This is a genomic window from Kitasatospora misakiensis (genome assembly GCF_042656005.1).
GTDB classification, from domain to species: Bacteria; Actinomycetota; Actinomycetes; order Streptomycetales; family Streptomycetaceae; genus Kitasatospora; species Kitasatospora misakiensis.
Window position 1 is genome coordinate 131,346 of record NZ_JBHSOF010000004.1, and the last position, 12,239, is coordinate 143,584.

Below are 12,239 nucleotides of genomic sequence, written 5' to 3' on the forward strand. Positions count from 1 at the left end.
GCACAGGCGTCCCGCACAGGCGTCCCGCACAGGCGTCCCGCACAGGCGTCCCGCACAGGCGTCCCGCACAGGAGTCCCGCGTCAGCCGGGTCCGCCGTCTCGGCGCCGCTGTTTCGGGTCCGCTGCCCAGGCCGACGTCTCGGCCTGGCTCGTGGGGCGCAGACCGGTGCCGGGTCTCGCTGACAGGAGTCCCTCGTCAGCCCGGCCCGCCGTCTTGGGGCCGCTGGCCCGGCCCGCCGTCGGCCGTCGGCGGGTTCGCTGCCTGGGCCCGCCGTCGGCCGTGGGCGGGGCCGCTGCCTGGGCCCGCCGTTGGTCTCAGTGCGGCGGGGTCGGTTGCCAGAGGCACCCGCAGTCCGGGTGGCCCTTGAGGCGCAGGCGGCGGGGCATCCCGTCGACGGCCGAGACCTCGCACCAGCCGTCCACGCTGGGCGGTCGCCCGCCGTCGAGGAAGACCTGGACGTGCAGTGCGGCCAGCCCGGCGACCGCGGTCGCGAGTGCGACGTCGCAGGCCGGCGTCGGGGCCCGCCCCGAGCCGCCGTCGGCGAGTTGGGCGAGGATCCGCGGCCAGGCGGCGTCCTCGTCCTCCCGGGCCAGGACCAGGCAGTGACCGCAGGCCGACACCCCCGGTACGACCAGGGGCCCGACCACCCCGTACTCCTCGACCACGCCCACGTACAGGTGGGGGACGCCGGCCCGCAGCAGCTCGCGGGCCTGCGGTGTGCCGCCGGCGAAGGCCGCGCTGCCGTCCCGCGGCGCCAGCACCACCAGGTCGGGCAGCCCCGGTCTCGGCCGCCGGTTGCGCTGGGCCGGGTGTCGGGCGGCGGCCCGGTCGACGGCCTCGCGGGCGGCGGTGGAGCGCACCCGGCCGACGTCGCCCGGGGGCAGCCCGGCGGGGGAGCAGTCGCCGGGCGCGACCCGGCCGGAGTCGACCACGCTGACCGTGCCGATGCCGCCCGCCGCGAGGACGGCGCCGACGGCCGCCCCGATCCGGCCGGCGCCGCGGACCTCCACCGCGTGCTCGGGCCGCCGGGCCAGGACGGCGGGCGCGGCACCGGGAGTCGAGTGGATCAGCGACAGCGAGGCGAGGTCCGGGCCGAGCAGCTCGCGGTGCGGTTGGGGGAAGCGGGCCAGGGCGCCGTCGGCGGCCTCGGTGTCGTCGAGCACCCCGGCCTCCTCCAGGAGGTCGAGCAGCGAGTCCGCCGGGTCGCGTCCGAAGCCGATCCGCTCGCCCTCGGCGAGCAGGGCGGGCCGGTCGCGGGTGCCGTCGACGAGGTCGAGGAACTCGCGCAGCGCCTTGCCGGAGGCGTTCGCGAGCACCCCCGCGTGCTGGGGGATGGTGCCGAACTGCAGGGTGTCCGAGTCCCGCCAGCTGCGGGAGAGGGCGGGCTTGAGGGCGAGGCGCACGGTGGTCTTCCTTCCGATCGTTTCCGGACGGCTGACGGCAGCATGCCCGATGGGGGCGGCGTGGTGCGTTGCGTTGTCCACAGGCACGGACTGATGATCAGGTGATCCGTTCGCGCACCCTGTGGATAACTTGGCGTCCGGTCCGAGGTCGGATTCCGGACACCTCCCGTCGGCCTTTCGTTCCCGATCGCTCCACGAAAGATTTCGGCCATGGCAGCGGACTTCTGTCAGGGGTAGCAGGTAACGTCGTGTGCCATGGCAGCCGAACGGGACTCCCATCCCTCGGCGTCGCCTCGGCGTGCCCGTGCAGCGTCCGGGTCGCAAGTGGCGGCGCCGAGTACGCGTGGGCGTCCGGAGCCGCAATCCCCGGACCAGCAGCCGGGGGCCGCGCGGGAGTCGTTCGACCGCTCCCGGGTGGAGGTGCGGCGCAGTGCCCGCCGCAGCCGGACGGTGTCCGCCTACCGCGAGGGCGACCGCACGATCGTGCTGATCCCGGCCCGGATGTCGCACGCGGAGGAGCAGCGCTGGGTCGCGCAGATGCTGGAGAAGCTGGCCGCGCAGGAGAGCCGCCGGGTGCTCGGGGACGATGCGCTGGTGGCCCGGGCGCGGGAGCTCTCGGGGGCCTATCTGGGCGGTCGGGCCCAGCCCGCCCAGGTCCGCTGGGTGACCAATCAGAATTCGCGCTGGGGCTCGTGCACCCCGAGCGAGGGGACGATCCGGCTCTCGCACCGCCTGCAGGGGATGCCGGAGTACGTGGTCGACTACGTGCTGCTGCACGAGCTGGCGCATCTGCTGGTGCCGGACCACGGCCCGGACTTCTGGGCGCTGCTGGAGGCCTATCCGCGGACGGAGCGGGCGCGCGGCTATCTGGAGGGTGTGGTCTCGGCGGCCCGGCTGCCGCACATCCCGGGGGCCCGGCACGCGGATCCGGTGGAGCCCGGCCCGGCGGAGTCCTGCGGCTGAGTGCAGGCCCGGGCCGTACGGAAGTGCCGAGGGAGAACGTGCAGAGGGGCGCGGGCCGCAATGGCCCGCGCCCCTTCTGCTGTCCGGGCGCCCCCGAACGCCTCAATCGGACTCAGCCGGTGAACCGCCTCAACCGGTGAGCCCGCTCAGCCGGTGAGCTCCCGGGCGCGGGCCACGAGGTCGCGCACCGAATGGTCGGTGAGCTCCGGAAGGCGGTCGTAGTCGAACCAGCGCAGATCGAGCGACTCCTCGCTGATCAGCGCCTGGGCGCCGGGCGGGGCCACCGCGATGTACTGGACGTCGAGGTGGGTGTTCTCCGGCCGGTCCTTGCCGGTGCAGCGGACCTGGTGCCGGTCGAGCTTGACCGGGACGGGCACGCCGTCGCGGGTGAGGAGGGCGAGGTCGGGGATGCCGGACTCCTCGGTGGCCTCGCGCAGCGCGGCCGCGGCGAGGTCGCGGTCGCCGGCCTCGCAGTGGCCGCCCATCTGCAGCCAGCGGCCCACCTTGGGGTGCAGGGTGAGCAGGACGCGGCCGGCGGCGGGGTCGACGACGGCGGCGCTGGCGGTGATGTGGGCGGGCAGGCAGGCCCGGTACATGCCCTCGGGCTGCTCGGCGAGGTGCCGCAGGTAGTCGAGGCGCAGCTGTTCCTGCGCGGGCTCGGCGGGCTGCCAGCCGGTCAGGGTGCGGACCGCGTCGGCGTGCAGGCCGCCGTCCTGGGGGGCGGGGTCGTGCTGGACGCCGGTGTGGTCCGTCTCGGTGGCGGTCATGCGGTGGGCTCGCCCTTCCCCTGCTGGTCGTCGTCGCCGTCGTTCTTGGTCAGGTCGGGCCCGGCCGAATCAGGCCCGGCCGAACCAGGCTTCGCCGGGTCGGCCTTCGCGGTGCCGGAGGCCCCGCCCGCGGCGGCCTCGCCGAGCAGCTTGTCGAGGGCGTCGAAGTCGATGCCGCCCTCCAGGTCGCCGGCGGTGCCCCGGTGCACGAAGGCGTCGGGGTCGTCGAGGTCGGCGGCGGTGGGGAGCATGTCGGGGTGCTGCCACAGGTCGTCGCGGCCCTCGGTGCCGCGGGCGTCGGCGAGCAGCGCCCAGAGGCGGGCGGCGTCGCGCAGCCGGCGCGGGCGCAGTTCGAGGCCGACGAGGGTGGCGAAGGTCTGCTCGGCCGGTCCGCCGGCGGCGCGGCGGCGGCGGACGGTCTCGCGCAGGGCGCCGGCCTGCGGCAGGTGGGGTTCGGCGGCAGCGTGCACGACGGCGTCGACCCAGCCCTCGACGAGGGCGAGGGCGGTCTCCAGGCGGGCGAGGGCGGCCTTCTGCTCGGGGGTGTCCTCGGGCTGGAGGAGGCCGCCGGCGAGGGCCTCCTGGAGGGCCTCGGGGTTGCCGGGGTCGAGCTGGCCGACGAGTTCCTCCATGCGGGAGGTGTCGACCTTGATGCCGCGGGCGTAGGCCTCGACGGCGCCGAGGAGGTGGGCGCGCAGCCACGGCACGTGGGCGAAGAGCCGCTGGTGGGCGGCTTCGCGCAGGGCGAGGTAGAGGCGGACCTCCTCGGCGGGCACGCTGAGGCCCTCGCCGAACTCGGCGACGTTCTGGGGCAGCAGCGCGGCCTTGCCGGCGGGGGCGAGCGGTAGGCCGACGTCGGTGGAGCCGACGACCTCGCCGGCGAGGGCACCGAGCGCCTGGCCGATCTGGGTGCCGAACATGGCGCCGCCCATGGAGCGCATCATGCCCATCAGCGGGCCGGCCATGGCCTGCATCTCCTCGGGCAGGACGCCGCCCATGGCGTTGCCGACGCGCTCGGCGACGGGGTCGACGAGGTCCTTCCAGACCGGGAGGGTGGCCTCGATCCACTCGGCGCGGCTCCAGGCGACGGCGGTGCCGGCGCCGGAGGGGAAGGTGGTGACGCCGTCGAGCCACAGGTCGGCGAGGCGGACGGCCTCGACGACGGCGGAGCGTTCGGCGGCGCCGACCGAGCGGTCCTTGCTCTTGCCCTCGGCGGGTTCGGCGACGACGGTCTGCCGGGCGATGTCCTTGGCGAGGTCCCAGTTCACCGGGCCGCCCTCGAAGGAGAGCATCTGGCCGAGCTGCTGGAAGGCGGCGCCGAGGTCGTTGGGGTTGAGGCCGCCGAACATTGCGGCGAAGGGGTTGTCGCCCGCGCCGGGGCCGCCGGGGCCGCCCGCGCCGGGTCCGCCGGGCATGCCGGGCAGGCCCATCCCGAACAGGGCGCCGAGCGGGTTGCCGCCGCCGAAGCCGAAGGACTGCGGGCCGGTGGGCTCGTCGCCCTGGCCCTTCTTCCGGTCGTCGTCGGGCTTGGCCTTGCCGTCCTCGGGCTCCTCGGGCGGAACGCCGAATCCGAAGGGAAGGTCGCTCACGGGGTCCTCGATCCGGTCGGCCGTCATACGGGTGGTGGCGGTGGTTCTGAGCGGTGGTTCTGCGGGCCCGGGGCGGTCGGCGGAGCTGGGGGACTCCCGGCCGGCGGGCGGCTCCCGCGCGGCTGGCCCGCGCCGGGTGCACCGCCGGGCCTTCGCCTCGGGCAGGATGGACGCACGTGACACACGTACGTACGCACATAAAGCTAACCGTGGAGGATGGCCGGTGAGTTCCCCGCCTTCGGACGTTCGCTCTGGGCTGACCGGAGGAGAGGACGCCCCGGACATCACGGCGTCGCCGCCTCCAGCCTATGACGGAAGACCGCTGACCGTGGCGGTCACAGGTGCCGCCGGAGTGCTCGGCGAGCGCGTCGCGGCCCGCCTGGTGGCCTCGCCGGGGGTCCGGAAGGTCCTGGCGGTGGACGACCGGCGCGGCGAGGTGCCCGGCGTGCAGTGGCGGGTCCTGGACGTGCGGGACCCGGCGGTGGCCGAGCGGCTCGCCGGGGTGGACGTGGTGGTCCACCTGGCGATGGACCTCGGCATGGAGTCGGACCCGCGGGCGCGCAGCGCCTACAACGTGCGGGGCGCGCAGACGGTGCTGACGGCCGCCGCGGCGGCCGGGGTGCACCGGGTGGTGCTGTGCACCTCGGCGATGGTCTACGGGGCGCTGCCGGACAACGAGGTGCCGCTGGCGGAGGACTCGGAGCTGCGGGCGACCGAGGAGGCCTCGCTGGTCGGGGACCTGCTGGAGATCGAGCGGCTGGCGCGCCGGGCGCCGCGGGCGCACCCGGGGCTCCAGGTGACGGTGCTGCGGCCGGCCGTGGTGGTGGGCCCGGGGGTGGACACCGTGCTGACCCGGCACTTCGAGGCGCCGCGGCTGCTGGTGGTGGCCGGTTCGCGGCCGTGCTGGCAGTTCTGCCACGTGGACGATCTGGCGGCGGCGCTGGAGTACGCGGCGCTGGGCCTGGTCGAGGGCGAGGTGACGGTCGGCTGCGACGGCTGGCTGGAGCAGGAGGACGTGGAGCGGCTGTCGGGGATCCGGCGGATGGAGCTGCCGGCCTCGCTGGCGCTGGGGACGGCGGCGCGGCTGCACCGGCTGGGGCTGACGCCGGCCCCGGCCGGGGACCTGGCGTACACGATGTACCCGTGGGTGGTGTCGGGGAGCCGGCTGCACGAGGCGGGCTGGCGTCCGGCGCACACCAACGAGGAGGTGCTGGCGGAGCTACTGGCGCAGGTGTCGGGCAAGCACGCGGTGGCGGGCCGGCGGCTGGGCGGCAAGGAGGCCGCGACGAGTCTGGGCGCGGCGGGGGCGACGGTGGCGCTGGTGGGTACGGCGGCGCTGGTGCGGCGGGCGCGCAAGCGGCGCCGGTTCTGAACAAGCGGCGAACAAGCGGCGCCGGTTCTGAACCGGGCGGCGAACAAGCGGCGCCGGTTCTGAACCGGGCGGCCCCGGGCGCGGACCCGGGGCCGGAGCGGAATTCTCACGATGCGAAATCTCGCAATCGTGATGCGGAAGGGGCTTGCCCGGGGCCGCCCGGGATGGGCAATCATGGGGGCATGTCCGAGAACCACGACCCGATCCGTCTGCTCGCCGTCCGCGAGACCCCGCTCTCCCTCGACGAGGTGTACGAGGCGGTGGGGGACGACGCGGCCGGCGGGACGACCGTCTTCGTCGGGACGGTCCGCGACCACGACGGCGGCAAGCACGTCACGGCGCTGGAGTACAGCTGCCATCCGACCGCGGAGCGGGAGATGCGCCGGATCGCCGAGAAGGTCGTCGCCGACTTCCCGGTCCGCGCGCTGGCCGCGGTGCACCGGGTGGGCCGGCTGGGGATCGGCGACAAGGCCGTGATCGTCGCCGTCTCCTGCGCCCACCGGGGCGAGGCGTTCGCCGCCGCCCGCCGGCTGATCGACGACCTCAAGCACGAGGCGCCGATCTGGAAGCACCAGCTCTTCGCCGACGGCGAGGAGGAGTGGGTGGGCGCCGGGAGCTGTTGAGCAGCCCTCGGATCCCCGTGCCGCGCAGGCGCGCCGGTCGCTCACTCGAACGGGTGTGGGTCGCTGCGCCGGATACTCCCTGGCAGTGAGCCGATCGGCCGTGCCGTAACCCGGACGGCGCCCGCGGCGTTGTCCGCCGGAATGGTTAATCTGCTCATAGACACGACGAGCTGGGAGTACTGAGATGGCTGCGCTCGCCTGGTTGATCATTCCCTGCGTCGCCGCGGTGCTCGCCACCGTGTGGGCGGGTTGGGCCCAGCGGGCCCCGAGGGCGACGGGGGACCCCGCCTCGCTGGCCGAGCACCAGCGGTTCATGGCCGCGATGGAACGCACCACCACCGGCCCCACCACCGGCGCCGCCCCGCAGGAGCGCTCCGGCCGCTGACCCCGGCCGACGGCCCCGGGGGCGGTGCAGGGCGGTGCGGGGCGGTGCCGGGGGCCCTCCGGGGCGGGCGCTGTCCGGCGGGTGGCCCGCCGGGCGCGCCGTCAGCCGCGTCCCGTACTGTCGAGGCATGCCACGCCGCTCTGCGACGATGCTCGCCGCCACCCTGCTGCTCATAGCGCTGCTCTGTGCCTCGGTGCTGATGAAGGTGCCGTACACCGAGATGAGCCCGGGCCCGACGTACAACACGCTCGGGGTGCAGGAGAAGACGGGCACGCCGGTGATCACCGTCACCGGCCACGAGTCGTACCCGGCGAGCGGGCACCTCAACATGACCACCGTCCAGGTCACCGGCGCCAAGTACGAGCCGAGCCTGGTCAACGCGGTGATCGGCTGGCTGCGCGACGACGTGCTGGTGGTGCCGCACGACAACGTCTACCCGAAGGGCCAGAGCGACGCCGACGCGAAGCGGCAGAACGCCGAGGAGTTCGCGCTCTCCGAGGACCACGCCCGTACCGCCGCGCTGAGCCAGCTCGGCATCCCGATGGGCAGCGAGCTGATCGTCCAGGCCGTCACCGCGGGCGCCCCGGCCGAGGGCCGGCTGCACGCCGGGGACCAGATCGTCGCGGTCGACGGCACCCCGGTGGCGGACGCGGAGGCGGTCGCCAAGGCGGTCACCCGGCACCAGCCCGGCGAGTCGGCGGTCTTCACCGTGGTGCCGCGGGTCAAGGAGGGCTCCTCCGAGCCCGGGGTGCGCACCGACGTCACCGTGCCGACCGTGAAGTCCCCGGACACCGGCGCCGCGATGGTCGGCATCCGCCCGGGCCTCAAGCACACCTACCCGTTCCGGATCGACATCGGGCTGCAGGACGTCGGCGGGCCCAGCGCGGGCCTGATGTTCTCGCTCGGCATCATCGACAAGCTGACCCCCGGCGATCTGACCGCGGGGCGGTTCGTGGCCGGTACGGGCACCATCGACGACGCGGGCGCGGTCGGCCCGATCGGCGGCATCTCGATGAAGCTGATCGCCGCCCGGGACGCCGGCGCCGAGTTCTTCCTCGCCCCGGCGGCGAACTGCGCCGAGGCCGCCAAGGACACCCCGTCCGGCCTGCACCTGGTCAAGGTGGAGACGCTGGACGGAGCGCTGAAGGCGCTGGAGCAGATCCGCTCCGGGCAGACCTCCGCGCTGCCGTCCTGCACCTCGTAGCGGCGGACCAGGCGACCAAGCGGCCGGGCGACCCGGCGGACCGGGCGACCGGCCGCCGGCGGGGCCGTCAGGCGCGTCAGGCGAAGGTCGCCAGCAGCGCCTCGGTCAGGCCCGGCACCAGGTCGGGGCCGGTGAGGACCTCGCGCCCGGTGTCCTTGGAGCGCAGCCGCAGCGCGATCTCCTTGCTGCCGTCGCGCAGCACCGCGGCGGTGATCCGCACCTCCTCCCGCTTGGGGTGGTTGGCCACCCAGTCGGCGAGCTGGGCGTCGCTCGCGTTGCGCGGGCGGGACTGCTCGGCGCCCGGCGGCAGCATCAGGCGCTCGACGACCAGGGCGCAGCCGGCCACCGCGGCGGGCCAGGCGATGGTGCCGAGGAACTTGTCCAGCTCCATGCCGGCGGGCAGTTCGTCCTGCTCGACCGGGGTGAGGCCGGGCTCGGTGCTGTCGGCGAGGCCGAGCTGCTCGGCGACGCGGGGGTCGGCCTTGCGCAGGGCGGCGCTGTCGACCAGGGCGAAGAGGCGGGCCGGGAGGTCCCAGCCGAGGGTGGCGGCGTACTCGTCGATCTCCAGGGCGGCCCGGGTCAGCGGGCTGCCGGCCGGGAGGGTGGAGACGTCGTCGGGGAGGTTGGATCCATCGGACATGCCTCAATCCTCACACGCCGGACGGGCCGCGCCGCGCGCTTCGGGTCCGGGGCGGCACGGCGCCGTCGGGCCACCGCGTGGAGTCGGGCACGGCGACGCGAACGGCTCCGGGGCGGTGCGGGTTGTCGTAACCGTCTGCTAACAGTGGGAACTCGACCAAAGACTGGTTAAGTTGCACTGAAGACCGACTGACTCCAGACGACACAGCTGAGGTGCCACCGTGGTATTCCAGATGCCGGAACGCTCAGGACCGGGGTTCCGGCGCAGAGTGGGCCCACCCTCCCGGCGGGCGCGGGTGGCCCTGCTGACCCTGGGCGTTCTCGCGGTGCTCTTCCTGCTCTTCGTCATGTTCGCCGGGTTCTGGACGGACTGGCTCTGGTTCAGGTCCGTCCACTACTCCTCGGTGTTCACCACCCAGCTGTGGACGAAGGTCGGCCTGTTCGCGGTGTTCGGCCTGCTGATGGCGGTGATCGTCGGCTTCAACGTGTGGCTGGCGCACCGGCTGCGGCCGCCGCTGTCGGCGATGTCGGTGGAGCAGCAGAGCCTCGACCGGTACCGCTCGGGCCTCGCGCCGTTCAAGCGCTGGGCGCTGCTCGGGGTGTCGCTGGTGATCGGGCTGGTGGCGGGTGCCGCGGCCTCGGGCCAGTGGCGGACGTGGCTGCTGTGGACGAACGGCACGTCCTTCGGCGAGAAGGACCCGCAGTTCGGCATGGACGTCTCGTTCTACGCCTTCGACCTGCCGTTCTACGAGTTCCTGCTGGGCTTCGCGTTCAGCGCGGTGATCGTCTCGCTGCTGACCTCGGCGCTGGTGCACTACCTCTACGGGGGGCTGCGGCTGCAGGGTCCGGGCCGGCGGGCGAGCATCGGCGCGCAGGGGCACCTGGCGGTGCTGCTGGGCGTGTTCGTGCTGCTGAAGGCGCTGGCGTACTGGCTGGACCGGTACGCGCTGGCGGTGAAGACCGGCTCGTACAAGGGCGTCACCGGGTGGACGGGCCTGCGGTACGTGGACGCGAACGCGTTCCTGCCGGCGAAGACGATCCTGTTCTTCGTCGCGGTGATCTGCGCGGTGCTGTTCTTCCTGACCCCGGTGCGCCGCACCTGGGCGCCGGCCTTGATCGGCCTGGGCCTGATGGTGCTGTCGGCGGTGCTGATCGGCGGGGTGTACCCGGCGATCGTGCAGCAGTTCCAGGTCAAGCCGAACGAGCAGGCCAAGGAGACGCCGTACATCCAGAAGAACATCGACGCGACGCGTCAGGCGTACGGGATCGCCGACAGCCAGGTCACCCAGTACGAGCCGGCGAACGCGACGAGCGCGGACGCGCTGAAGCCCGACGCCCAGACCATCACGGACATCCGCCTGCTGGACCCGAACGTGGTCGGCCCGACGTTCCAGCAGAACGAGGCGCTGCGCAAGTACTACGCGTTCCCGAAGTCGCTGGACGTCGACCGGTACGGCGCGCAGGACACCGTGCTCGGTGTGCGTGAGCTGGACCTGAACGGCATCCAGCGGAACTGGATCAACGACCACTTCAACTACACCCACGGCTACGGCGTGATCGCGGCCAAGGGCAACCAGGTGGACGCCAACGGCAACCCGGTCTACACCGAGTCGGCGCTGCCGACGAAGGGCGCGTTCGGCGACTACCAGCAGCGGATCTACTACGGCGAGAAGACCTCCTCGTACTCGATCGTCGGCGGCGGCTACCAGGACATCGACTACACCGCCGAGAACGGCACCCCGGTGCACTTCTCCTACGACGGTGACAGCGGTGTCGGGCTGGGCAACCCGCTGACCCGGGCCGCGTTCGCGGTGAAGTTCGCCGAGCCGCAGATCCTCTACTCCAGCGCGATCCGGGACGGCGCGAAGATCATCTACGACCGCACCCCGAAGGAGCGCGTCGAGAAGGTCGCCCCGTGGCTGTCGATCGACGCCGACCCGTACCCGGTGGTGGAGGACGGCCGGGTGGTGTGGGTGCTGGACGGCTACACCACCTCGGACGGCTACCCGTTCTCGTCGAAGACGACGCTGGGCGACGTCACCAAGGACTCGCTGACCAACCAGCGCGGTGAGCTGCTGACCGCCGCGAACCAGGTCAACTACATCCGCAACTCGGTGAAGGCCACCGTGGACGCGTACACCGGCGAGGTGACGCTCTACCAGTGGGACGAGGCCGACCCGGTGCTGAAGACCTGGATGAAGGCGTTCCCGGGCACGGTGAAGGCGAAGGCCGACATCCCGGAGTCGCTGAAGCCGCACCTGCGCTACCCGCAGGACATGTTCAAGGTGCAGCGCGACCTGCTCGCCGAGTACCACATGACCGACGCCGGCGGCTTCTTCAACGGCACGGACATCTGGCAGGTGCCGACCGACCCGACGACGAACTCCAACGAGGTCCAGCCGCCGTACTACCTGACGGTGCGGATGCCGGACGCGCAGGCGGCGACGTTCTCGCTGACCACGACCTTCGCACCGCAGGGCCGGGACAACCTGGCCGCCTTCATGTCGGTCAGCGCCGACCCGGGCCCGGACTACGGGAAGATCCGGATCGCCAAGATCCCGACCGGTGCGGGGGCGCTCGGCCCCAAGCAGGTGCAGGCGAAGTTCAACTCGGACCCGCTGGTGGCCAATCAGCTGACCCTGCTGAAGACCGGTACCGACTCCGACATCGAGTACGGCAACCTGCTGACCCTGCCGGTCGGCGGCGGCCTGCTGAACGTCGAGCCGGTCTACCTCATCGGCCGTAGCGCCAAGGTGCCGGTGCTGAAGAAGGTGCTGGCGACGTACGGGAACGAGAACGCCGTCGTCGCGGTGGAGGACAACCTGGAGAAGGCGCTGGCCAAGGTGCTCGGCGGCGCGGTGACCGGTGCGCCGGTCACGCCGACGGCGCCCGGCACCACGCCGACCACGCCCACGACGCCCACCACTCCGACCACCCCGACCACGCCCACGACGCCGGGCGCCGCGGTGACCCCGGAGCTGCAGAAGGCGATCGCGGACGCGGTGAAGGCCAACAACGACAGCCAGGCCGCGTTCAAGAGCGGCGACTGGGTGGCCTGGGGCCAGGCCCAGAAGGCGCTCAACGACGCGCTCAAGGCGGTCGAGGTGGCCGAGCAGAAGGCCGGGATCATCCCGGCCCCGACGCCGACGGGCACGGCTCCGGCCACCCCGCCGGCCACGCCACCGGCGACCCCGCCGGCCACCGGGGCGCCCGCGCCCGCTCCGACCGGCAGCCCCTGAGCTGCGCTGATCCCGCGGTAACCGATTTCGGCTCCACCCCGCGCCCGTGCTATG

General features: G+C 73.5%; 10 protein-coding genes. 6 read left to right on the plus strand and 4 right to left on the minus strand.

Annotation, left to right across the window (positions count from 1 at the left end; translation table 11 throughout):
* Nucleotides 1–315 precede the first annotated feature (315 nt).
* Complete coding sequence (locus ACFP3U_RS05645) at nt 316–1,404, minus strand: ThiF family adenylyltransferase (RefSeq protein ID WP_380224073.1); 1,089 nt, start codon at nt 1,402–1,404, stop codon at nt 316–318.
* 255 nt (nt 1,405–1,659) lie between these two features.
* Between ACFP3U_RS05645 and ACFP3U_RS05650 the strand changes: the two genes are divergently transcribed.
* Nucleotides 1,660–2,367: a M48 metallopeptidase family protein gene (locus ACFP3U_RS05650; protein ID WP_380224074.1), complete on the plus strand. Its 708-nt coding sequence runs from the start codon at nt 1,660–1,662 to the stop codon at nt 2,365–2,367.
* Between the two features lie 146 nt (nt 2,368–2,513).
* Here ACFP3U_RS05650 and ACFP3U_RS05655 read toward each other — a convergent pair whose 3' ends face one another.
* Complete coding sequence (locus ACFP3U_RS05655) at nt 2,514–3,134, minus strand: NUDIX hydrolase (RefSeq protein WP_380224075.1); 621 nt, start codon at nt 3,132–3,134, stop codon at nt 2,514–2,516.
* The gene (locus tag ACFP3U_RS05660; protein WP_380224076.1) at nt 3,131–4,723 is read right to left on the minus strand and encodes a zinc-dependent metalloprotease; all 1,593 of its coding nucleotides are present in this window, start codon (nt 4,721–4,723) and stop codon (nt 3,131–3,133) included. Before ACFP3U_RS05660 ends, ACFP3U_RS05655 begins: the two co-directional genes overlap by 4 nt.
* Nucleotides 4,724–4,946: 223 nt before the next feature.
* Between ACFP3U_RS05660 and ACFP3U_RS05665 the strand changes: the two genes are divergently transcribed.
* The 4 genes from ACFP3U_RS05665 (at nt 4,947) to ACFP3U_RS05680 (ending at nt 8,307) form a co-directional block, all read left to right on the plus strand.
* On the plus strand, nt 4,947–6,095 hold the full coding sequence (locus ACFP3U_RS05665; protein ID WP_380224077.1) for an NAD-dependent epimerase/dehydratase family protein: 1,149 nt from the start codon (nt 4,947–4,949) through the stop codon (nt 6,093–6,095).
* 182 nt (nt 6,096–6,277) lie between these two features.
* Entirely contained in the window at nt 6,278–6,718 is a 441-nt protein-coding gene (locus ACFP3U_RS05670; protein ID WP_380224079.1) for a molybdenum cofactor biosynthesis protein MoaE, read from the plus strand.
* Nucleotides 6,719–6,902: 184 nt separating this feature from the next.
* A complete protein-coding gene (locus tag ACFP3U_RS05675) occupies nt 6,903–7,103 on the plus strand; it encodes a hypothetical protein (protein ID WP_380224080.1) in 201 nt (66 codons plus the stop codon).
* 127 nt (nt 7,104–7,230) lie between these two features.
* Nucleotides 7,231–8,307 (plus strand): YlbL family protein, encoded by a 1,077-nt coding sequence (locus tag ACFP3U_RS05680; protein WP_380224081.1) that lies wholly within the window; start codon nt 7,231–7,233, stop codon nt 8,305–8,307.
* A 76-nt stretch (nt 8,308–8,383) separates the two neighbouring features.
* On the opposite strand, the gene ACFP3U_RS05685 is transcribed toward ACFP3U_RS05680, so the two are convergent.
* On the minus strand, nt 8,384–8,947 hold the full coding sequence (locus ACFP3U_RS05685; protein WP_380224082.1) for a PPA1309 family protein: 564 nt from the start codon (nt 8,945–8,947) through the stop codon (nt 8,384–8,386).
* A 232-nt stretch (nt 8,948–9,179) separates the two neighbouring features.
* Between ACFP3U_RS05685 and ACFP3U_RS05690 the strand changes: the two genes are divergently transcribed.
* Nucleotides 9,180–12,185, plus strand: a complete 3,006-nt coding sequence (locus ACFP3U_RS05690) for a UPF0182 family membrane protein (protein ID WP_380224083.1) — start codon at nt 9,180–9,182, stop codon at nt 12,183–12,185.
* Nucleotides 12,186–12,239 lie beyond the last annotated feature (54 nt).